The organism is Bradyrhizobium sp. WSM1743 (genome assembly GCF_000473065.1).
In the GTDB taxonomy this organism is placed as follows: Bacteria; Pseudomonadota; Alphaproteobacteria; order Rhizobiales; family Xanthobacteraceae; genus Bradyrhizobium.
The window spans coordinates 231,589-253,854 of record NZ_AXAZ01000003.1; the positions used below are offsets into that span (position 1 = coordinate 231,589).

Genomic DNA, 22,266 nt, shown 5'->3' on the forward strand with positions numbered 1-22,266 from the left:
TGCTCTTAACACAGTCAGTCCCCGCAAACAAAGGAACGTTGACAGCGCTACCAGCAACGACTAACCAAAGACAAATTGCCAAAACCGCACAAACTACCGACAATGTCGCCCGCTAAGGTCGGGCTTCGTTCGGTGAAGTCCGAAAAACAAGACGGTCGCGACGCTAAGGGGCGTCGTGGACTTTCGAGGAGGGAGCTAGATGTCGTCTGTGCAAATCCGCGACGTGCGGAAATCGTTCGGCAACTTTGAAGTCCTGCACGGCGTGACGATTCCGATCGAGGACGGCCAGTTCGTCGTCCTGGTTGGCCCCTCCGGCTGCGGCAAGTCGACGCTTCTGCGCATGCTCGCCGGTCTCGAGAACATCACCTCCGGCACGATCTCGATCGGCGACCGCGTCGTCAACAATGTCCAGCCCAAGGAGCGGGACATTGCGATGGTGTTCCAGAACTACGCGCTCTATCCGCACATGACGGTGGCCGACAACATGGGCTTCTCGCTCAAGCTGCGGAACGCGAGCGCCGACGAGATCAACAAGCGCGTCAAGCGCGCCGCCGAGATCCTCGCCCTGTCGCCGCTGCTCGACCGCTATCCGCGCCAGCTTTCCGGCGGCCAACGCCAGCGCGTCGCGATGGGCCGTGCCATCGTGCGCGATCCGCAGGTCTTCCTGTTCGACGAGCCCTTGTCGAACCTCGACGCCAAGCTGCGCGTCGCCATGCGCACCGAGATCAAGGAGCTGCACCAGCGGCTGAAGACGACCACCGTCTACGTCACCCACGACCAGATCGAGGCCATGACCATGGCCGACAAGATCGTCGTCATGCATGACGGCATCGTCGAGCAGATGGGTACGCCGCTCGAGCTCTACGACAAGCCCGACAACCAGTTCGTCGCCGGCTTCATCGGCTCGCCCGCGATGAACTTCCTCAAGGGCCATGTACGCGTCAACGGCGTTGCCGCGTTCGAGGGGCCGAACGGCGTCAAGCTGCCGCTCAAGACCGCGCCGACCGCGTCCGACGGCCGTCCCGCCGTCTATGGCGTGCGGCCCGAGCATTTCACCATCGCTGACGACGGTGCCGAGGCCGAGATCATCGTGGTGGAGCCGACCGGCTCGGAGACGCAGGTGTTCGCAAAGCTTGGCGGCGAGCAGGTCGTCGCCGTCTTCCGCGAGCGTCACCAGTTCAACCCGGGCGACAAGGTCCGGCTCAAGCCCGACCCGTCGCTGGTACATCTGTTCGACGATGCGACGGGCAAGCGCATGAACGCCTAGCGCATACGACGACAAGGCATAAGACAACAAAAAGCATCACAGGGAGGACGACATGCAAGACTTTACCCGCCGGTCTCTGCTTCAAGGCGGCACGGCTTTGGCTGCGACCGGCATGCTGACCGGGCCGGCACTGTTCGACTTCGCCAAGGCCTGGGCGCAGAGCGCGCCCTGGAAGGCCGAGTCCGGCGCCAAGCTGACGGTGATGCGGTGGAAGCGCTTCGTGCCGCAGGAGGACGATGCGTTCAACGCAATGGTGGCGGCGTTCAAGGCTGCGACCGGCACCGAGATGAACGTGTTCAGCGAATCCTTCGAGGACGTGCAGCCGAAGGCCTCGGTTGCGGCCAACACCGGCTCCGGGCTCGATCTGGCGTGGGGCCTGCACACGCTGCCGCAGCTCTTCCCGACCAAAGTGCTGAAGATGAACGACGTCGCCGATTATCTCGGCAACAAATATGGCGGCTGGACCGATGCGGCCGCCAAGACCTGCAAGCTCGGCAACGACTGGCTCGGCATTCCCGTTGCCACCAACGGCGGCTACATGACCTACCGCAAGTCGGCGCTCGACAAGGCCGGCTTCAAGGAGTTCCCGAAGGACTTCCCCGGCTTCCTCGAGATGTGCAAGGCCTTGAAGGCGAACAACACGCCGGCCGGCTTCGCGCTCGGTCATGCCTCGGGCGACGGCAATTCGTGGCTGCACTGGGTGCTGTGGGGCCACGGCGCTTACACGGTCGACCAGAACGACAAGATCATCATCAATTCGCCGGAGACGGCGAAGGCGCTGGAATATTGCAAGGCGCTGTACGAGACCTTCATCCCGGGCACGGCGTCCTGGAACGACTCCTCCAACAACAAGGCGTTCCTCGCCGGCGAGCTCTATTGCACGGCGAACGGCATCTCGATCTACGTCGCCGCCAAGACCGATGCCAGCAAGAAGGAGCTTACCGCGGACACCTATCACGCGCTCTGGCCGGTCGGGCCGGCCGGCAAGCCGACCGAGCTGCAGCTGGCGCTGCCGATCCTCGCCTTCAACTTCACCAAATATCCGAACGCGGCGAAGGCCTTCGTCGCCTTCATGCTGGAGAAGGAGAATTACGAGAAGTGGCTGGACGGCGCGCAGGGCTATCTGACGCAGACCCTGAACTCCTATGAGTCGGCGCCGATCTGGACGGCTGATCCCAAGAACGCCGTGTTCTCGCAGGCCTCCAAGCGCACGCTGCCTGCGTCCGGTATCGGCACCGTCGGCGAGAAGGCGGCGACCGCAATCGCCGACTTCATCGTCGTCGACATGTTCGCCAACTACTGCACCGGCGCCAAGGATGCGAAGGGCGCGATGGCGGAAGCCGAGCGCCAGCTGAAGCGCATCTATCGCTGACAGTCACGGAGCGGGCGGCCCTCCGGCCGCCCGCTCGTCAACATTTTAGATCAGGGATATCGGGCATGGCTGATGTCGCAATTCCCCGGGCCAAGCCTCAGATGAGCGAGGACAGCGCCTGGACCCAGCTCAAACACAATCGCAACTGGCTCGGCTTCTGGTTCATGGTGCCGGCCATGGCCTTCCTGATCTTCTTCCTGGCCTATCCGCTCGGGCTCGGCATCTGGCTGTCCTTCACCGACACCCGCATCGGCAGGGTCGGGCACTTCGTCGCCACCGAGAACTATGAGTGGCTGTGGGACGATTCCATCTTCTGGTTGTCGGTGTTCAACACGCTGCTCTACACCTTCGTCGCCAGCGCCCTCAAATTCGCGATCGGGCTCTATCTTGCGCTGCTGCTGAACGAGAACATGCCGTTCAAGGCGATGCTGCGCGCGATGGTGCTGATCCCCTTCATCGTGCCGACGGTGCTCTCGGCCCTGGCGTTCTGGTGGATCTTCGACTCGCAATTCTCCATCATCTCCTGGTCGCTGAAGCATCTCGGCGTGATCAACCAGAACATCAACTTCCTCGGCGACACGACCTGGGCACGCATTTGCGTGATCTTCGCCAACATCTGGCGCGGCGTGCCGTTCGTGGCGATCACGCTGCTGGCGGGCCTGCAGACGGTGTCGCCGTCGCTCTATGAAGCCGCAACGCTCGACGGCGCCACGCGCTGGCAGAATTTCCGCTACATCACCTATCCGCTGCTGACGCCGATCATCGCCGTCGTGATGACGTTCTCGGTGCTGTTCACCTTCACCGATTTCCAGCTGATCTGGGCGATGACGCGTGGCGGCCCGGTCAATGCCACCCACCTGATGGCGACGCTGTCCTACCAGCGCGCGATCATCGCGGGGCAGCTCGGCGAGGGGGCTGCAATCTCAAGCGCCATGATCCCGTTCCTGCTCGCAGCAATCATGGTCTCGTGGTTCGGCCTGCAGCGCAGGAAATGGCAGCAGGGAGAGAGCAATGACTGATCTGCCCACTAGGTCCATTGATCTCAAGGCCGTGCTATCGGGATCCTCTCCGACGGCGGCGAAGGACGATCACAGCGAGGGCATGAGCTACCTGCAGTCGGTGCCGCGCAGGATCGTGACGCTCTATCTGCCGCTGGCGATCATCGTCGTCATCCTGCTGTTCCCGTTCTACTGGATGGCGCTGACTTCGGTGAAGCCGGACGAGCAGCTGCTCGACCTCGACAAGTACAATCCGTTCTGGACCTGGAATCCGACTTTCAAGCACTTCCACAAGCTGCTGTTCGAGAGCTATTATCCGCACTGGCTCTGGAACACGATGTACGTGGCGATCTGCGCCACGGTGCTCTCGATCGTCGCATCGGTGTTCGCGGCCTACGCTATCGTGCGGTTGCGCTACAAGGGCGCCAATCTCGTCGGGGGGCTGATCTTCCTCGCCTATCTCGTGCCGCCTTCGATCCTGTTCATTCCGCTCGCCACCGTCGTATATCAGTACGGTCTTTTCGACTCCCCGCTGGCGTTGATTCTGACCTATCCGACGATCCTGATCCCGTTCTCGACCTGGCTGTTGATGGGTTATTTCAAGACCATCCCGTTCGAGCTCGAGGAATGCGCGCTGATCGACGGGGCGAGCCGCTGGCAGATCCTGATCAAGATCGTCGTGCCGCTCGCCATTCCCGGCCTGATCTCGGCCTTCATCTTCTGCTTCACGCTGTGCTGGAACGAGTTCATCTACGCCCTGACGTTCCTGCAGTCGACCAGCAACAAGACGGTGCCGGTGGCGATCGTCAACGAGTTCGTGGACGGCGACATCTACCGTTGGGGCTCGCTGATGGCGGGCGCGCTGGCCGGCTCGCTGCCGCTCGTGATCCTGTACGCCTTCTTCGTGGAGCATTATGTCTCGGCGATGACCGGCGCCGTGAAGGAATGATCGCGGGGCTTGCCGAGGGCGCGTCAGGAGCGGCGCGCTCCGCCCAATAAGAAGGAGTTAAGCTCTTGCACATTCTGGTTCTCGGCGCCGCCGGCATGGTCGGCCGCAAACTCTGTGAACGGCTGTTGCGCGACGGCCGGCTCGGCAAGAGCGACATCACCAAGCTGACCATGCACGACGTGGTCGAGCCGAAGAAGCCTGAGAAGGCCGGCTTCCCCGTCGAGACCATGTCGGGCGATTTCGCCGTGCCGGGCGCTGCCGAGAAGCTGATCGCCGGCCGTCCCGACGTGATCTTCCATCTCGCCGCGATCGTCTCGGGCGAGGCCGAGCTCGATTTCGACAAGGGCTATCGCATCAATCTCGACGGCACGCGGATGCTGCTCGATGCGATCAGGCTCGTTGGCGGCGGCTACAAGCCGCGCGTCGTGTTCACGTCCTCGATCGCGGTGTTCGGCGCGCCATTCCCGGATGCGATCGGCGACGAGTTCTTCCACACGCCGCTGCTCAGCTACGGCGCCCAGAAAGCGATCGGCGAACTCCTGCTCGCCGACTATTCGCGTCGCGGCTTCCTCGACGGCATCGGCATCCGCCTGCCGACCATCTGCATCCGGCCGGGCCTTCCCAACAAGGCGGCATCGGGCTTCTTCTCCAACATCCTGCGCGAGCCGCTCGCCGGCAAGGAAGCGGTCCTCCCGGTGTCCGAGGACGTCCGCCACTGGCACGCCACGCCGCGCTCCGCGGTCGGCTTCCTGCTGCACGCCGGCACCATGGATCTCGCCACAGTCGGCCCGCGCCGCAACCTGACCATGCCGGGCCTGTCGGCCACTGTCGGCGAGCAGATCGCCGCATTGAAGCGGGTTGCAGGTGAAAAGGTCGCGGCCCGCATCAAGCGGGAGCCGGATCCCTTCATCGTCGGCATCGTCGGCGGCTGGCCGCGCAATTTCGATGCCAAGCGGTCGCGTGAGCTCGGCTTCACCACCGCCGAGAAGACTTTCGACGATATCATCCGCATTCACATCGAAGACGAGCTCGGCGGCAATTTCGTCGCCTGACCTCTGACTGAGCGGGCCCGAGTGATGGCGAGCGTTGCTTGCATCGGCGAATGCATGGTCGAGCTCCGGCAGGCGCAAGGAGGCGCGTCTGCCGGGCAGGGCGGCGGCCTTTACTCGCGGGGCTTCGGCGGTGATACCCTCAACACCGCTGTCTACCTGGCGCGGCTCGAGATCAAGGTCGACTATCTCACCGCACTCGGCGATGACGCCCTGAGCGACGAGATGATCGCGGCCTGGAATGCGGAGGGCGTCGGCACGCGGCGCGTCGTGCGGCTGGCCGGCAAGCTGCCTGGCCTCTACATGATCCAGCTGGATGCCAAGGGCGAGCGCCAGTTCTTCCACTGGCGCGACAGTGCGGCGGCGCGGCAGCTGATGAGCCTGCCGGAGACCGACGAGCTGCTCAACTCGCTGATGAGCTATGACATCGTCTATCTCTCCGCCATCACGCTCTCGATCTACGACGCCTCCGGACGCGAGCGTCTGTTCGCGGCGATCAAGCGCGCGCGCCTGCTCGGCACCCGTTTCGTGTTCGACACCAATTTTCGCGCACGCGGCTGGCCGGACCGCGACGTCGCGCGCGAGGTCTTTGCCGCGGCCTTCGCAGCCGCCGACATCGTGCTGACCTCAACCGAGGACCTGCTCGCGCTCTACCCCGGCGAAAGCCACGACCAGCTGATGGCGCGTATTCCGAGCCCCGAGCTGGTGTTCCGGCTCGCCGAGCCGGTGAGCCTCCTGCGCTTTCCGGGGGCTACCCACGAGGTCCGCGCCGAGCCTATGACCAAGCCCGTGATCGACACCACCGCGGCCGGCGACAGCTTTGCCGCCGCCTATATCGCCGCCCGCCTCGCCGGCTCGGAACCGGTCGAGGCCGCCCAGGCCGGACATCGCCTTGCCAGCATCGTGATCTGCTATCCCGGCGCCATCATTCCGGGCTATGCCATGCCGCCGAAGAAGCGGCACCGGCCGGCGGCCTCTCGCCAGGCGACCAAGTAAAGCCACCAAGCGAAATCGAGCCCCATGACCACGACTGCCCAACAGAATCACCTCGTCGCGCTGTTCAAGGCAGCGACCGTCATTCCCGTGCTCACCATCGAGCGCATCCAGGATGCCGTGCCGCTGGCGCGTGCGCTGGTCGCCGGCGGCGTCCGCACGCTGGAGGTGACCCTGCGCACCCCCGTTGCGATCGAGGCCGCGAGGGCGGTGATGGCCGAGGTCCCCGAGGCAGTCGTCGGCATCGGCACGATCCTCAACCCGGCCGATTTCACCCGTGTCGAGAAGCTCGGCGTCGCGTTCGGCATCAGCCCGGGCCTGACCCCCGATCTCCTCAAGGCCGCCACCGACAGCTCCTTGCCGTTCGCGCCGGGCATTGCCACGGCCTCCGAGCTGATGATGGCGCTGTCCTACGGCTTCGACGTCGCAAAGTTCTTCCCGGCCGAGCAGGCCGGCGGCATCAAGGGCCTGCGGGCGCTCGCCGGCCCGTTCCCGAACGTGCGGTTCTGCCCGACCGGCGGGGTCGGCGAGGCCAATGCGGCGACCTGGCTGGCCGAGCCTAACGTGGTCGCGGTCGGCGGCTCCTGGCTGTGCCCGACGGCGGAGATCCGGGCTGGGAACTGGGCCGGCATAACTGCCATCTGCCAGCGCACGCTTCAGGCCCTGAAAGCCGCGTGAAGTCTTGCCATCCCTGCGCTAAGACTTAGCTCAGGAAGAGACCTCCAGGGAGAAATGACCATGACCGCCAGCATCGTCGGATGGGCGCATACGCCGTTCGGCAAGTTCGACACCGAAACCGTCGAAAGCCTCGTCACCCGCGTCGCCAATGAGGCGCTGGCGGATGCCGGCATTTCCGCTGGCGACGTCGACGAGATCGTGCTCGGCCATTTCAATGCCGGCTTCTCGCCGCAGGATTTCACGGCCTCGCTGGTGCTCCAGGCCGACCCCAAGCTGCGCTTCAAGCCGGCCACCCGCGTCGAGAACGCCTGCGCCACCGGTTCTGCCGCCGTGCACCAGGGCCTGCGCGCGATTGCCGCAGGTGCCGCCAAGATCGTGCTGGTCGTCGGCGTCGAGCAGATGACGCGCACCCCGAGCGCCGAAATCGGCAAGAACCTGCTCAAGGCGTCCTACCTGCCCGAGGACGGGGACACCGTCGGCGGCTTCGCCGGCGTGTTCGGCAAGATCGCCAGCTCCTATTTCCAGAAATACGGCGACCAGTCCGATGCGCTGGCGCTGATCGCGGCCAAGAACCACAAGAACGGCGTCGCCAATCCCTTCGCCCAGATGCGCAAGGATTTTGGCTTCGACTTCTGCCGCGCCGAGAGCGAGAAGAACCCCTATGTCGCAGGTCCCCTGAAGCGCACCGACTGCTCGCTGGTCTCCGACGGTGCCGCGGCGCTGGTGCTGGCCGATGCCGAGACCGCCAAGGGCATGACCAAGTCGATCGGCTTCCGCGCCACCGCGCATGCCCAGGACTTCCTGCCGATGAGCAAGCGCGACATCCTCCAGTTCGAGGGCTGCACGGTCGCCTGGCAGCGGGCGCTGGAGAAAGCCGGTGTCACGCTGTCCGATCTCTCCTTCGTCGAGACCCACGATTGCTTCACCGTCGCCGAGCTGATCGAGTACGAAGCGATGGGCCTGACGCCGAAGGGGCAGGGTGCCCGCGCCATCAAGGAAGGCTGGACGCTCAAGGACGGCAAGCTGCCGGTCAATCCGTCCGGCGGCCTGAAGGCCAAGGGTCATCCGATCGGCGCCACCGGTGTTTCCATGCATGTGATGACCGCGATGCAACTCGCAGGGCAAGCGCCCGAGGGCATGCAGCTCAAGAACGCCAAGCTCGGCGGCATCTTCAACATGGGCGGTGCGGCCGTTGCCAATTACGTTTCCGTGCTGGAGCCGCTGAAGTAAGCTCAGTCCTGGAGGTGGGCAAAGGCGCGCATGCGCCGTGCCCACCCTCTTTGCGCTAGATCATGGTGGGCTCCTCTGGCCCTCTTAATGCTCTTGATTGATTTTCAGGGAATGCATCATGAGCAATGAATACGAAACGTCACTGTCGATGGACGCACTCAACAGTCGCATCGCGATCCTCGAGGACAATATCCGCCAGCTCATCGAGCAGGCCGCCGCCGCTTCGGGCGAGCAGAACGAGTCGCGCATCGCCGACCGGATCAGCCAGCAGAACGAAGAGCTCGACCGGCTCCTGAAGATCCGGGAATCCCGTCAGAAGAAATAGCAGACGGTATCGCCGCGCGGCGCATGCCGCCATACGCCGCCCGCCCTTGCGCGAGCGGCGGCACTGCCGTTAGCTGGACCGAAATCGCGGGCGATGCCTTGAGCCCCGCGCAATCGGGAGCGAACGATGGGGCCGCTGAAGGGCATCAAGGTCATCGACATGACCACCGTGCTGATGGGACCTTACGCGACCCAGATGCTCGGCGATTACGGTGCCGACGTCATCAAGGTGGAATCGCTGGACGGCGACGTCACCCGCCTGATCGGCCCGATGCGTCACGCCGGCATGGGCCCGGTGTTCCTCAACACCAACCGCAGCAAGCGCTCGATCTGCCTCGATTTGAAGAAGCCCTTAGGGCGCGAGGCCGTGCTGCGCTTGCTGAAGGACGCCGACGTGCTGGTCTACAACGTCCGTCCGCAGGCGATGGCGCGGCTTCAGCTCGGCTATGATGTCGTCTCCGCCATCAACCCGCGCCTGGTCTATGCCGGCGTGTTCGGCTTCGGACAGGACGGACCTTATGCTGCAAAACCCGCTTACGACGATCTGATCCAGGGCGCCACGGCGTTGCCGGCGTTGATGGCGCAGACCGGCGACGGCGTGCCGCGCTACGTGCCGAACGCGCTGGTCGACCGCATCGTCGGTCTCACCGCGGTCGGCGCGATCTGCGCCAGCCTCGTGCACCGCGACCGCACCGGCCGCGGCCAGCGTCTGGACATCCCGATGTTCGAGACCATGGCCGGCTTCGTCATGGGCGACCACATGGGCGGGCTCACCTTCGAGCCGCCGCTCGACAAGGGCGGATATGCCCGCCATCTCTCGCGCGACCGCCGGCCGTACAAGACCTCGGACGGCTATCTCAGCGTCATCGTCTACAACGACAAGCAGTGGGAGAACTTCTTCAAGGCGACGGGACGCGACGACCTGCGCGCCGACCCCAAATTCGCGACCTTCGCCGGCCGCGCCGCCAATATCGACGTGGTCTACGCCGAGCTCGCGCGGATCTTCGAGACGCGCACCACCGCCGAATGGATCGACCTGCTGACCAAGGCCGACGTGCCCGCGATGCCGATGCACGACCTCGCCTCGATCCTGCACGACGAGCATCTGGAGGCGACCGGTTTCTTCCCGGTCGTCACCCATCCGACCGAAGGTCCGATCCGCAGCATGAAGGTGACGGCGACCTGGTCCGAGACCGAGGCCGAGCCGGTGCGGCTGGCGCCGCGGCTCAACGAGCATGGCGCCGAGATTTTGCGCGAGATCGGCTATTCCCAGGACGAGATCGCGGCGATGGTGCGCGATGGCGTCACGCGTGAGGCGCCGGAGTAGGGGAGGTAGAGATGACCACGCCTCTCTCATCCGTCATTCCGGGGCGATGCGTCAGCATCGAACCCGGAATCTCGAGATTCTCAGGTGCGCAAGGGCGCACCGGAGTTCGATCCTTCGGACCGTCCCGGAATGACAGCGGGGGACGCCTTATGAGCTTCATCACCGGCGTCGGCCTCACATCTTTCGGCAAGCATGAAGGCTCCTCCTCGCTCGATCTCATGAGCAAGGCCGCGCAAGCCGCGCTTGACGATGCCGGGCTCCGGCGCGCGGATATCGACGGCGTCCTCTGCGGCTACTCCACCGTCTCCCCGCACATCATGCTCGCCACCGTTTTCGCCGAGCATTTTGGCATTCGCCCGTCTTACGCCCACGCCGTGCAGGTCGGCGGCGCCACGGGGCTGGCGATGACCATGCTCGCGCATCATCTCGTGGAAGCCGGTGTCGCGCGCCACGTGCTCGTCGTTGCCGGCGAGAACCGCCTCACCGGGCAGAGCCGCGATGCCTCGATCCAGGCGCTGGCGCAGGTCGGCCATCCCGACTACGAGGTGCCGCTGGGCCCGACCATTCCCGCCTATTACGGCCTCGTCGCCAACCGCTACATGCACGAATACGGCGTGAGTGAAGAAGACCTCGCCGAGTTCGCGGTGCTGATGCGCGCGCACGCCTGCACCCATCCGGGCGCGCAATTCCATGATCCCATCACGGTCGCCGATGTCATGGCCTCCAAGCCGGTGGCGATGCCGCTCAAGCTGCTCGACTGCTGCCCGGTCTCCGACGGTGGCGCGGCGTTCGTCATCAGTCGCGAGCAGATCGGGGAAGCGGGGGTGCGCATCCGCGGCTGCGCCCAGGCGCATACCCATCAGCATGTCACGGCCGCGCCCGGCCTCAGTGAACTCGGCGCCGAGATCTCCATCGCCCGTGCGAAGCAAGCTACGGGCCTTGCGATCTCCGACGTGCGCTATGCCGCGATCTACGACAGCTTTACGATCACGCTCGTGATGCTGCTGGAAGACCTCGGTCTTGCCGGACGCGGCGAGGCGGCCGCCCGCGTCCGCGCCGGCCATTTCGGCCGCGACGGCGCGATGCCGCTCAACACCCATGGCGGCCTGCTCAGCTACGGTCACTGCGGCGTCGGCGGCGCCATGGCGCATCTGATCGAGGCGCATTTGCAGATGACGGGGCGGGCAGCCAGCCGCCAGGTGCGGGATGCGTCCATTGCGCTGTTGCACGGCGACGGCGGCGTGCTGTCCTCTCACGTCAGCATGTTCCTGGAGCGGGTGTGATGAGCGAGCGAATCGCAGACTGGACCAAAGGCGAGCAGGCGATCACCTACCAGACCTGCACCTCATGCGGACACGCGCAGTATTTCCACCGCGCTTTCTGCGCAGCCTGTGGCGCGTCCGATCCGCGCGAGCAGCGCGCCAGCGGCAAGGGCAGGGTCTACGCGACCTCGCTGGTCTGCCGCGCCGCCACGCCCGAGACGCGCGCGCACGTGCCCTACAACATTCTGCTGGTCGATTGCGCCGAGGGTTTCCGCATGATGGCGCATGGCGACAACGGACTCGCCATCGGCGATTCGGTCATCGCGAGCTTCAGGCCGTTCGCCGGAAAGCTGGTGCCGTTCTTCGCCAAAGGGAGATAGTGGGAATGAGGTGCCGTAGCCCGGATGGAGCGCAGAGTAATCCGGGGTCATGCCACAAGCTGCGACGGTCCCAGATTACGCTGCGCTCCATCCGGGCTACTGCAGCCAAGAGCGAGTCGTGGATCCGTCATTCGGGGGCGGTCCAAGGGACCGAGCCTGGAACGGGTATTCTGGGCCTGGCCTGTGCGAGGGCCACCCCGGAATGACGAAAACTCTGCAACGCTTAACTCAGCGCCCGTAGAACAAGATGCTGGCGATGACGAGCATCGCCGTCACCGCCAGCATATGCGCGAGCGCTCCCGAGGCCGCCCCCTTTGTGGCTTCCTTCATGCCTTTTTCTCCCTAGACTTGGGCGTGACTCATCGTTGCGCGGCTAGCGCACACGACGGCCAATTGTTTTTACTCGGAACACCCCTTGCGAGTATTCACCGCGATTTGTCCCCACGCGGCGAATATCGACTGTGTCAGGGTCGATCAGCAATGCGGCGGCAATTTGACTCGATGATGTTGCTCCTGCGTCCACGCGCGAATAGAGTCTTTGGGAACTTTCGCCGATGGCGACAAAAAGCATCAAAAGCTCAGGGAAAACTTCAGGAAGATCATGGCCCGCATTCAGTACAGCGACCCGTCCAAGGCATCCGACCGCACCCGCGAAATCCTCGACAAGAACCGTCATGCCAACATCTTCCGCATGATGGCGCACTCGCCGAGCTATTTCGAGCAGTACTGCCGCTTAGGGGGCGCCATTAGGCACAAGGGCGAGCTCGATCCCGTCGTCCGTGAGCTCGCGATCACCCGCACCGGAATTTTGTGCGAGGCACCGTACGAGATCGTCGCGCACAAGCGCATCGGCAAGAATGTCGGCGTCACCGATGCGCAGAACGAGGCGCTCGAGAACTGGCAGGCCGCGACCTGCTTCAACGAGGTGCAGCGCGCCGCGCTCGCCTTCACCGACGAGATCGTGAAGCTGAAGAAGCCGACGGATGCGACCTTCAAGGCGATCGCATCGAAGCTGACGCCGGCCGCGTTGGTCGAATTGCAGCTCTCGGTCGGCTTCTACATCATGACCTCGAAGTTTCTGGAGACGTTCGAGATCGATCTTCAGCCCGTCACCGAAGTGGTGGGTTGAATCGACGCAAGCGGCGAGGAATGCCCCATGACGATCGATGAATATGCGGTCTGGGCCGCGAGCATTGCGAAAGTCGATGAGCATCCGTCCAACGAGCGGTTGTCCTATCTCGGTCTCGGCCTTGCCGGCGAAGCCGGCGAGGTCGCCGACCACATCAAGAAGCTGTTGCGTGACAACTGGCTCGACCAGGCGGGTCTCGTCGACGAGCTAGGCGATGTCATCTATTACTGGGCCTGCCTGTGCGCGGCGACCGGCCAGAAGCCGTCCGAAGTGCTCAAGGCCAGCGCCGCCAAGATCAAGCGGCGGCTGAGCGAAGCCGCGAGCCGTTGAAGCATTTCTCTGTGGCCATCCTTCGAGACGCCCGCCGTCGGCGGGCCCTCAGGATGAGGACCGAATGCGCGGCAGCAGTTTCAACGAGTCGCGGTGCCGCTTAGCCTCATCCTGAGGAGACCGCGAAGCGGTCGTCTCGAAGGACGAGGCGCGTGCTCAAGTCGCGCAAAATGCCATAGGCCGTAGCTCTGGCCGTCGGAGAGAGGTGAAGAACCTCGGCCGCAGCTTACGTCGATGTCAGGATATCCACCTTGGCGTTGGCGACGAGCAGGCGGTCGGCCAACAGCTGGGCCAGGTTGCGCATGATGCATTCGCTGGCGCGCGGGTGCTGCTTGCGGAAGCGCTCGAAATCCTTCAGCGGCACTTCGAAAGCCGTCGCCGCCATGTCGGCGAAGACGTCGGCGGAGCGAGTCTGTTCCAGCAGCGCCATCTCGCCGAACGCCATGCCGGCGGTGAGCGTCGCCAGCCGTACGCCATCGGGCAAGGTGACGTGCACGGCGCCGCTGCGCAGGAAATACAGGGCATCGGCCGGATCGCCGGTTGCGAGAATTTTTGCGCCGGACTGATAGGTCCTGATGGTGCAGAGCGAGGCCAGATCGGTCAGCTCTTCCTCGCTCAGCCCCGCAAGCAGCGGCTGCTCGGCAAGCTCGGTGGTCTCGTGAAAATCGATCGAGCCGCCATAGCGGTAGACAATCTGGTCCTCGGCCCATTCGATCGCGGTGTCGAGCAAATAGAAGTCGCGGACGTTCTTCAGCTCGGCCGTCCATTCCCGCAAGCTGTTCCATTCCTTGGAAGCACGCCTGACGCCTGACAGCACGACCGTCACGTTCAGTGCGGCAAGCTCCTCGAACGCTTCGGCGACCAGCCGTGCGCCGGCGCGCGTGGTCGAGGTCACGCGGTGGAGATCGAAGATCACGAATTGCGGCCGCGGCCGGCCGGCGAGCCGGCGCGAGACGTAGTCGACCGCCGACAGCGACAGCGTGCCGACCAGCTCGATGATCCGCACCTCTTGCTCATGCGCCGCGAGGATCTCGCGCTCCTGCGGGCGGCGCACGCGGCGCGACGGGCTCTTGCCGATGTCGTAATCGGCGATGACGGCGTTGCGGGCGTCGTCGCTGCGGTTGAGCATGTGCAGATCGTAATGCGAGGACAGCGCTTCGCAAACCTTGATGCCGCGCACGCTGTTGCCGTGCTTGTCGAGGCGCGGCGAATAGCTGCCGAGCCCGAGGCGGGCGGGAAGCGCCGCCAGAATGCCGCCGCCGACGCCGCTTTTGGCGGGGATACCGATCCGGTAGATCCATTCGCCGGCATAGTCGTACATGCCCGACGACGTCATCACCGACAGCGTGCGCGAGATCGCGTAAGCGCTCAGCACCTGCTCGCCCGTCACCGGATTGACGCCGCGATTGGCGAGGGTTGCAGCCATCACCGCGATGTCGCGCGCGGTGACCAGCACCGCGCATTGCCGGAAATAGACGTCGAGCACGGCGGCGACGTTGTCGGAGATCACCGCGTTGGTCTTGAGCAGATAGGCGATGGCACGGTTGCGGTCGCCGGTCTGGCTTTCGGAAGCATAGACGGCCTCGTCGACCGCGAGGTCGCGGCCGGCGAAGCGGCTGAGCGCGAGGCGGATCTGCTCGAAAGCTGCCGCACCCCTGCTGTCGTAGATCAGCCCGGTGCAGGCAATGGCGCCGGCATTGACCATCGGGTTGAACGGATGGTTCTCGGAATTGAGCCGGATCGAGTTGAAGGGATCGCCCGAGGGCTCGACGCCGATCGCGCTCTCGACCCTGCCGGCGCCGAGCAGATCCAGCGCCAGCGCGAACACGAAGGGTTTTGACATCGACTGGATGGTGAAGGGCACCCGGCTGTCGCCGACCTCATAGACATGGCCGTCCAGCGTGGCGAGGCAGATGCCGAAATAGGCAGGGTCGGCCTTGCCGAGTTCGGGAATGTAGTCCGCGACATGGCCGGACGTTTCGGCCGAGAATTCGCTGAGGCAATTGTCCAGAAACCGCAGCAAAGGCGGCTTCGAACGAGTCCAGGCGGTTGCGAGAGGCGAGAGCGGTTTCATCGCCTCTCTTGTGCAACGCAATCAGGGTACGCGCAACCCGTCTGGCATCGCAGGCTGGCGTCGGATAAGGAGAAGCGCGATCAAGATCGTCGGCAGCAGGATCGCAAGCCCGAGAAGCGTCACTTGCATCTGCGACAGCGGCATGATGCCGCCGCCGGGGGTGGCGACCACGAAGCCGCCGATCACCAGCAGCACGCGGATCGGCCATTCCAGCGCGCCGGTGCCGCGCAAGTCCCCGACGAAGGGCTGGTAGCCCTGGATGCCGCCGCAGATGAACAGCGTGCCGAAGGCGGCGAGGCCCATCAGGCCGAGGCCGGCGAGATAGGGGCTCGGCCCCTGCAGCACCAGCGCCGGATTGAGCACGAAGAAGAACGGGATGAAATAGATGATGCTGCCGACCCACATCGATTCCCAGCCCGTCTTCATCGCCGGTGAGCCGGCGATGCCTGCGGCCGCGAAGGAGGCGATCGCGACCGGCGGGGTGATCGACGACAGCATGCCCCAGTAGAAGATGAACATGTGCACCGCCATGCGGTTGAGCCCGAGCTTCTCCAGCGCCGGCGCGACCAGGATGGCGAGAAAGATGTAGCAGGCCGTCGTCGTCAGCCCGAGGCCGAGAATGAGGCTGGTGAGGGCGCACATGCCGAGCAGCAGGAATGGATTGTCGCCGGCAATGTGCAAGAGGTCGTTGGCAAGGCTCGAGACCACGCCGGTCATGGAGAAGGCCCCGATCAGGAGACCGCAGCCGGCGAGAATGCCGACGAGCTCCACGAAGGTGCGCCCGTTGACCTCCAGGAATTTGCCGATGGTCGCAAGCGTCCAGCGCGTGTCCCTGGAGAAGAACTGGTTGAGCACCAGGAGCAGCGCGGTCGCATAGAACGGCGCGTGGCTCTCGCGCTTGAAGTAGAGCAGCATCACGATCAGGAGTGCGATGACGAAGACGTAGTACCAGCCGTCCTTGATCGTATCCATGATCCGCGGCAGCTCGGCGCGCGGAATGCCCTTCAGCTTGTGGCGGGCGGCATAGGCGTCGACCTGCATGAACAGGCCGACATAATAGAGCACGGCGGGAATAATCGCGGCGAGCGCGACGTCGGCGTAGCTGACGTTGAGGAATTGCGCGATCACGAAAGCGGTCGCGCCCATCACCGGCGGCGCCAGCACCGCGCCGGTCGAGGCGCAGGCCTCGATCGCGCCCGCATAGGAGGCACGAAATCCGCTCTTCTTCATGACGGGAATGGTCATGGTGCCGGCGGTCAGCACGTTGGAGATGATCGAGCCCGACATCATGCCGAGCAGACCGCTGGCAAAGATGCAGACTTTTGCCGCGCCGCCGCGGAAGGTGCCGCACAGCGCGAAGGCGAGGTTGATGAAGAACTTTCCGGCGCCCGTCATCATCAGCGCGGTGCCGAACACCAGGAAGCCGATCACGGTGTCGGCGAAGGCCTGGATGGGAATGCCGAGCAGGCTCTCGCCCGACAGCACGTGATAGGCTGTCGCCTGCTCCAGCGTCGATTGCGTGCCGCGGAACGGCCCGAGCCAGCCGGATTCGGCAAACAGCGGATAGACCGTGAAGGGCAGCACGCTCAGCAGCAGGCTCCAGCCGCCGGTGCGGCGCAGCGCCTCCATCAGCATCACCCACATCACGAGGCCGGCGGCGATCACGCCGTTCGGTGCGCCGCCGAACTCCCAGCCGGCCTCCGCCGCCTTGCGCACGTTTGACATCAGCATGAGGGATGCCGCGAAAGTCGCGACGAACAACACGAGGTCGTACCAGGGAATCCGGTCCAGCGGTGCGCGCTCGGCGCCCGGAAAGATCAGGAAGGTGAATGGCAGCATCAACGCGATCAGGAGATAGAAGTACTCCGTATTGAGCTGGGTGTAGCCGACGAAGAAACGCAGCGAGAATTGCTGGTTGATGCAGAGCAGGATGGTCGCCGCTGTCGCTGCGACCAGCGCCCAGCGCCAGACGCCGCGAAGTGTGCGCACGCGCGTCACCTCCGCCTCCTGCATGTTGCCGGCGGCGCCATGCGGATCGTCGAACACGACCCGCTTGGGCTCGTCCTTTGGGCCGGTGGAGGTGGAAGCAGAAGACATCATCGACCCCGCGCGTGGGTTGGTAGTTGTTAACTAGGTGAATGGCTGTTGTTGGATCGATGGCGCCGCGCGCTCCTCAACCTCTCCCGCTTGCGGGAGAGGTCGCGCCGAAGGCGCGGGTGAGGGCTTTCTCCTCTAGGGGATTGTCCCATTGCGGGAATACCCTCTCCCCAACCCTCTCCCGCAAGCGGGAGAGGGAGCGCACTTCGCGCGTGGCGACGACCAAGCCCAATCTCATGCGGCTCTAATCCTCGAACCCATTCGGCATGCCGGCCTTCGCAAGCGCCGCGGCGCGCGCCTTCATCCAGCCGTCGAGGAACGCCTTGTCGTCCGACGGCGGATTGGACTTGCCGTAATCGGCCCACGCGGCCGCCAGCACCTCCTGGCGCTTGATCAGCTTGTTGTTGTGCGTCTCCTGCGCATCGCTCCATTGTCCGGCTTCCTTCAGCGCCTTCACCGCACCGGGATGCACCGGCACCACCCAGTTCTTGGTCTGGCGATCGGCCGCGAGCCCGCCGGCGCCGGGCGCGGAATCCTTGTAGGCGTCGTAATTGACGATCATCGCCTTGGTGATGGCATAGACCTGGTCGGCCGGCTGCGAGGCATAGGCAACGAAGATCGGGTATGGATAGTTGCCGAGCTCGACCGGCTTCTCCGGCGAGATGCCGGCGCCGCAGGTCGCAAGCTGCGGGAAGAAGAACGAGCCGACCTTCTGCATCCGCGCCCAGCCCTCCTTGTCCTTGGCCGGCAGCGGCGGCCAGATCAATCCGCGCGGAGAGGTCTCGGCCTCCTTGGCAGGACCGGTGATGGTGGTGCCGAAGGCGGCATCGACGTCGTTGTTGATCAGGCCTTTCCACATCGCCCCATAGCTTGCGAACTCGACGACCTTGACGTCCTTCTGCGTCAGCCCTGCGAAGGCGAGCACCGCGAGCGAGTTCTGGTTCAGCGCGGGCGAGCCGACCACGAAGCCGACGCGCTTGCCCTTGAGATCCTTCAGCTCCTTCACGCCGGTGTCGGCGGCCACCGCAAGCGAGCCGCAATTGCAGTCGACGGTCGAGAGCAGGATCTGGAGCGGCTGCGGTCCCCATTCCTTCGAGCCGAACTCGAACACGCCTTCCTGCGCAAAGTAAGTGCCCGATCCCATCGCTGCGGAAGCCGCGCGCTTGGCGCGCAGTGGCGCGAGGCGGGCAACGTCGTTGCCTGCGGGGAGCACGCGCACGTCGGTGCCGTATTTGTCCTTCATCATCTTGCCGACGCCGACCGCGATGTTGAAACCGGCGGTGCCGGTGTCATAGGCGGTGAAGGTCAATGTCGCCGGCAGCTTGATTTCTTCGGCGGATGCATAGCGTGTAGACGCAAAAGAAATGCCCGCCACCAAGGCAGGCGCGAGCATGAGCAGCCCACGAAGCATGTTTCCCTCCAATGATCCTCGCTTTGCCGCGAGGGTTTTCTTTCTTTGTTTGAAACAACGTTTTGTTTGCAACAGATCATGTCACCGCGATCAAGCGATGGCAACGCCGTACGGTGCATGCGGGAATGCGGTCGACAGATTGTCGCGGAATCGACCGGATAAAGCACTCAACTCGTGACGATCGCGATCGCCTGTCCCTCGGCAACGATGTCGTCGAGCTTCACCAGAAGCGATGTGATCGTGCCGTTCGCCGGCGAGGGCACCGGGATCTCCATCTTCATCGCTTCGACGACCACAACGTCATCGCCATCTGCGACGGTTCCTCCAACTTGCACGGGAGTTGCGCAGATGCGTCCCGCGATTTCCGTGACGATCTTAATTTCTGGCATGCCATCGCCTTTTTGTTGTCGTCGCAAAATGCCTGAGGTAGCGTCGTCTGCAAGCGGAATTTAATTCCGCAGAGCGGAACACAACGGTAGGGAACATGGGACGACGATCGGAGCGGTTGAGTAGGCAAGGCGTGCTCGCTGGCGATGCCGGTGAGGGTGACGTCATCCAGGTGGTGTCGCGCGCGTTCGACGTGCTGCGATGCTTCGAGGGCCATGAGGCGAGGCTCGGCAATCTCGAGATTTCAAACCGCTGCGGTCTGCCGCGCTCGACGGTGTCGCGGCTCACGCACACGCTGACCCGCATGGGCCAGCTCGTCTATCTGCCGCGCGACCAGAAATATCGCATCGGCCCGAGCGCGGTGGCGATGAGCGCCTCGATGATGAAGGGCGCGCAGCTGCGCAGCATGATTCGCCAGCGGCTGCAGGAAGTCGCCGAGCAGTTGCCGGGCACGGTCGGATTCGTCGTGCCCGATCGCTTTCATCTCGTCTATCTCTTGTTCGCGCGCTCGGCGAGCGCGCTCGGCCTGCACGAGGGCACCGGCAGCCGCATCTCGATGGCGTCGACCGCCGCGGGCGCGGCCTACACCGCGGCCCTGGCGCCGGAAGTCGGCGATGCCTTCGTCGCAGACATGGAGCGGGAAGCCCCCGAGGCTGCGAAGATTCTCAAGCCCCGCATCGAGGCCAACCGGCAGTCGCTGCGCGAGCGCGGCTATGTCGTGGCCTGCGGCCTCTGGAGCCCGCACATCAACGGCCTCGCGATGCCGATCTGGTCGCCGCAATACCAGACCTTCGTGGTCATCACGATCGGCCTTCTGTCTGCGATGTATGACGAGCAGCGTCTGCATGATGAGGTCGCCCCGCTGATGCTCGCGCTCGGCCGCTCGCTCGGCAGCCTGATGGAGGGCGCGGAGGGCGATGCCTTCAACAACCGTATCTCGCGTAAGCCGGTCGCCATGGCCGTGCACAACAATAACAAGCCGATCAATTCGGAGGGAGTGAATGAACTGGAAGCCGGAACTCGACGAGCTCGCCCGGCGCGAAGCCTTCGCGCGGGAGATGGGCGGCGTTGACAAGGTCAAGCGACAGCACGACCAGGGCCGGCTGACTGTTCGGGAGCGCATCGACAAGCTGATCGACAAGGGCAGCTTTCACGAGATCGGTGCCGTCGCCGGCATCGGCGAGTACGATTCCAGCGGCGATCTGAAAAACCTCACGCCGGCGAACTGCGTGTTCGGCCGCGCGCGGGTCGACGGCCGCACCGTCGTGGTCGTCGGCGACGATTTTACGGTCCGCGGCGGCTCGGCGGATGCATCGATTTCCGCAAAACCGCTGATGGCGGAGGAGATGGCGCACGATTTCCGCCTGCCCATCGTCCGCATCATCGAAGGCTCCGGCGGCGGCGGCTCGGTCAAGACCATCGAGACCAAGGGCGCGGCCAATCTGCCGGGCGGCATCGGCGGCACGCGCTGGTATCGCTTCACGACGGAAAATTTGTCACGTGTGCCGGTAGTCGCGCTCGGCCTCGGCTCGGTCGCAGGGCTCGGTGCCGCGCGCCTTGCCGCCAGCCACTATTCCATCATGACGCGGAAGTCCGCGATGTTCGTCGCGGGTCCGCCGGTGGTGAAGGCGCTGGGGCAGGATCTTACCAAGGAGGAGCTCGGCGGCGCCGAGATCCAGACCCGCGCCGGCGCGGTCGATCACGCCGTCGACACCGAGGAGGAGGCGTTTGCCTGCGCGCGGCGTTTCCTCTCCTATCTGCCGTCGTCGGTCCACGAGCTGCCGCCGACCTTGCCCTGCACTGACAATCCGGAGCGCGGCGACGAAGCGCTGATGAATGCGGTGCCGCGCAACCGCAAGCAGGTCTACAAGATGCGGCCCATCATCGAGTCCGTCGTCGACAAGGGCTCGTTCTTCGAGGTCGCCAGGAATTTCGGCAAGCCCATCATCGTGGGCCTCGCGCGGCTCGAGGGCAGGGCAGTGCTGCTGCTCGCCAGCGACAGCTTCCACTATGGCGGCTCCTGGACCGCGGATGCCTGCCAGAAGGTGGTGCGCTGGGTCGACTTCGCGGAAACCTTCCATCTGCCGATCGTCTATCTCATGGATTGTCCCGGCTTTATGATCGGACTCGATGCCGAGAAGGCGGCGACCATCCGCCACGGCGTGCGCGCCATGGCCGCGGTGAACCAGACCACCGTGCCCTGGTGCACCGTGATCCTGCGCAACGCGTTTGGTGTCGCGGGTGTCGTGCATCAGCCGGCCGACCGCTTCTCGATCCGCTACGCCTGGCCGTCGGCCTATTGGGGCTCGCTTCCGCTCGAAGGCGGCATCGAAGCCGCCTACCGCGCCGACATCGACGCGGCGGAAGACAAGGCGGCGAAGCTGAGGGAGATCGAGCAGCGCCTCAACAAGCTGCGCTCGCCGTTCCGCTCGGCCGAGAAATTCTGGGTCGAGGAGATCATCGATCCCAGGAAGACGAGGTCGCTCTTGTGCGAGTTCGCGCGTCTCGCCGAGCCGCTGCGAAAAGCGGGGCCGCCGGAGAATTTTTCGATCAGGCCGTAGCATCCTTGTGCCAAGGCATGACGCTCGTGCCCCGGCCGCAGCGCAGCGCTGCCGAAGATGCGAAGCATCGTCCGGCGGCGGTGCGCTGCAGAGCCGGGGCCAATGCCACAGCGAGCTAGAAGCTTCCTGTTGGGGTGGACGGCCCCCCGACGGCATCAGTGTGCCAGAATGAGGTCGGTTTAGATCTCAGACAAGGGAGCCGTCGGTGAGCGAGGTTATCCGAATTGGAGTGGATACGTCCAAGAGTGTTTTCCAGCTGCATGGGGTTGACGCAGCGGAGCAACCGGTGCTGCGCAAGAAACTGCGCCGGCGTGACATGCTGGCCTTCTTCGCACGGCTGCCGGCGACGAAGGTCGGGATGGAAGCCTGCGGCGGGGCGCATTACTGGGCGCGGGAACTGACGACGCTGGGGCACGAGGTGAAGCTGCTGCCGGCGCAGCACGTCAAG

At 64.6% G+C, this 22,266-nt stretch carries 21 protein-coding genes and 1 pseudogene; 17 read left to right on the forward strand and 5 right to left on the reverse strand.

Going from position 1 to position 22,266, the window contains the following annotated elements; genetic code table 11:
• Positions 1-199 precede the first annotated feature (199 nt).
• The 12 genes from YU9_RS0104950 (at position 200) to YU9_RS0105005 (ending at position 11,829) form a co-directional block, all read left to right on the forward strand.
• Positions 200-1,267: an ABC transporter ATP-binding protein gene (locus YU9_RS0104950; RefSeq protein WP_027571772.1), complete on the forward strand. Its 1,068-nt coding sequence runs from the start codon at positions 200-202 to the stop codon at positions 1,265-1,267.
• A 52-nt stretch (positions 1,268-1,319) separates the two neighbouring features.
• Complete coding sequence (locus tag YU9_RS0104955; protein WP_027571773.1) at positions 1,320-2,639, forward strand: ABC transporter substrate-binding protein; 1,320 nt, start codon at positions 1,320-1,322, stop codon at positions 2,637-2,639.
• 101 nt (positions 2,640-2,740) lie between these two features.
• Complete coding sequence (locus YU9_RS0104960) at positions 2,741-3,658, forward strand: carbohydrate ABC transporter permease (RefSeq protein WP_371259110.1); 918 nt, start codon at positions 2,741-2,743, stop codon at positions 3,656-3,658.
• The gene (locus YU9_RS0104965; RefSeq protein WP_027571775.1) at positions 3,651-4,586 is read left to right on the forward strand and encodes a carbohydrate ABC transporter permease; all 936 of its coding nucleotides are present in this window, start codon (positions 3,651-3,653) and stop codon (positions 4,584-4,586) included. Before YU9_RS0104960 ends, YU9_RS0104965 begins: the two co-directional genes overlap by 8 nt.
• A 65-nt stretch (positions 4,587-4,651) precedes the next feature.
• A complete protein-coding gene (gene denD / locus YU9_RS0104970; RefSeq protein ID WP_027571776.1) occupies positions 4,652-5,638 on the forward strand; it encodes a D-erythronate dehydrogenase in 987 nt (328 codons plus the stop codon).
• Positions 5,639-5,662: 24 nt separating this feature from the next.
• Positions 5,663-6,631 (forward strand): sugar kinase, encoded by a 969-nt coding sequence (locus tag YU9_RS0104975; protein ID WP_027571777.1) that lies wholly within the window; start codon positions 5,663-5,665, stop codon positions 6,629-6,631.
• A 24-nt stretch (positions 6,632-6,655) separates the two neighbouring features.
• Positions 6,656-7,306: a bifunctional 4-hydroxy-2-oxoglutarate aldolase/2-dehydro-3-deoxy-phosphogluconate aldolase gene (gene eda / locus YU9_RS0104980; RefSeq protein WP_027571778.1), complete on the forward strand. Its 651-nt coding sequence runs from the start codon at positions 6,656-6,658 to the stop codon at positions 7,304-7,306.
• A 60-nt stretch (positions 7,307-7,366) separates the two neighbouring features.
• The gene (locus YU9_RS0104985) at positions 7,367-8,536 is read left to right on the forward strand and encodes an acetyl-CoA acetyltransferase (protein ID WP_027571779.1); all 1,170 of its coding nucleotides are present in this window, start codon (positions 7,367-7,369) and stop codon (positions 8,534-8,536) included.
• Positions 8,537-8,654: 118 nt separating this feature from the next.
• Positions 8,655-8,861, forward strand: coding sequence for a hypothetical protein (locus YU9_RS0104990; protein ID WP_027571780.1), 207 nt, complete (start codon positions 8,655-8,657; stop codon positions 8,859-8,861).
• Between the two features lie 126 nt (positions 8,862-8,987).
• Positions 8,988-10,187: a CaiB/BaiF CoA-transferase family protein gene (locus tag YU9_RS0104995; RefSeq protein WP_027571781.1), complete on the forward strand. Its 1,200-nt coding sequence runs from the start codon at positions 8,988-8,990 to the stop codon at positions 10,185-10,187.
• Positions 10,188-10,336: 149 nt separating this feature from the next.
• Positions 10,337-11,470 carry a thiolase family protein gene (locus YU9_RS0105000; protein WP_027571782.1) on the forward strand — a complete coding sequence of 378 codons (1,134 nt, stop codon included), beginning with the start codon at positions 10,337-10,339 and terminating at the stop codon, positions 11,468-11,470.
• Entirely contained in the window at positions 11,470-11,829 is a 360-nt protein-coding gene (locus tag YU9_RS0105005) for a Zn-ribbon domain-containing OB-fold protein (RefSeq protein ID WP_027571783.1), read from the forward strand. Before YU9_RS0105000 ends, YU9_RS0105005 begins: the two co-directional genes overlap by 1 nt.
• A gap of 373 nt (positions 11,830-12,202) precedes the next feature.
• On the opposite strand, the gene YU9_RS47460 is transcribed toward YU9_RS0105005, so the two are convergent.
• Positions 12,203-12,400 carry a hypothetical protein gene (locus YU9_RS47460; protein WP_156951689.1) on the reverse strand — a complete coding sequence of 66 codons (198 nt, stop codon included), beginning with the start codon at positions 12,398-12,400 and terminating at the stop codon, positions 12,203-12,205.
• Between the two features lie 30 nt (positions 12,401-12,430).
• Here YU9_RS47460 and YU9_RS0105015 point away from each other — a divergent pair, with 30 nt between their 5' ends.
• Together YU9_RS0105015 and YU9_RS0105020 are read left to right on the forward strand one after the other, a co-directional pair.
• On the forward strand, positions 12,431-12,958 hold the full coding sequence (locus YU9_RS0105015; protein ID WP_027571784.1) for a carboxymuconolactone decarboxylase family protein: 528 nt from the start codon (positions 12,431-12,433) through the stop codon (positions 12,956-12,958).
• 27 nt (positions 12,959-12,985) lie between these two features.
• On the forward strand, positions 12,986-13,288 hold the full coding sequence (locus YU9_RS0105020; RefSeq protein ID WP_027571785.1) for a nucleoside triphosphate pyrophosphohydrolase family protein: 303 nt from the start codon (positions 12,986-12,988) through the stop codon (positions 13,286-13,288).
• Between the two features lie 226 nt (positions 13,289-13,514).
• Here YU9_RS0105020 and glsA read toward each other — a convergent pair whose 3' ends face one another.
• The 4 genes from glsA to YU9_RS0105040 form a co-directional block, all read right to left on the reverse strand.
• Complete coding sequence (gene glsA / locus YU9_RS0105025; RefSeq protein WP_027571786.1) at positions 13,515-15,362, reverse strand: glutaminase A; 1,848 nt, start codon at positions 15,360-15,362, stop codon at positions 13,515-13,517.
• Positions 15,363-15,383: 21 nt separating this feature from the next.
• Complete coding sequence (locus tag YU9_RS0105030; protein WP_027571787.1) at positions 15,384-17,459, reverse strand: TRAP transporter permease; 2,076 nt, start codon at positions 17,457-17,459, stop codon at positions 15,384-15,386.
• Between the two features lie 244 nt (positions 17,460-17,703).
• A complete protein-coding gene (locus YU9_RS0105035) occupies positions 17,704-18,870 on the reverse strand; it encodes a TAXI family TRAP transporter solute-binding subunit (RefSeq protein WP_027571788.1) in 1,167 nt (388 codons plus the stop codon).
• 167 nt (positions 18,871-19,037) lie between these two features.
• The gene (locus YU9_RS0105040; protein ID WP_027571789.1) at positions 19,038-19,259 is read right to left on the reverse strand and encodes an acetyl-CoA carboxylase biotin carboxyl carrier protein subunit; all 222 of its coding nucleotides are present in this window, start codon (positions 19,257-19,259) and stop codon (positions 19,038-19,040) included.
• Positions 19,260-19,354: 95 nt separating this feature from the next.
• Here YU9_RS0105040 and YU9_RS0105045 point away from each other — a divergent pair, with 95 nt between their 5' ends.
• The 3 genes and pseudogenes from YU9_RS0105045 to YU9_RS41000 form a co-directional block, all read left to right on the forward strand.
• Positions 19,355-20,329 carry an IclR family transcriptional regulator gene (locus YU9_RS0105045; protein WP_027571790.1) on the forward strand — a complete coding sequence of 325 codons (975 nt, stop codon included), beginning with the start codon at positions 19,355-19,357 and terminating at the stop codon, positions 20,327-20,329.
• Complete coding sequence (locus YU9_RS0105050; RefSeq protein ID WP_027571791.1) at positions 20,259-21,818, forward strand: acyl-CoA carboxylase subunit beta; 1,560 nt, start codon at positions 20,259-20,261, stop codon at positions 21,816-21,818. Before YU9_RS0105045 ends, YU9_RS0105050 begins: the two co-directional genes overlap by 71 nt.
• Positions 21,819-22,023: 205 nt before the next feature.
• Positions 22,024-22,266: pseudogene (locus YU9_RS41000) on the forward strand (IS110 family transposase); the annotation flags it as partial.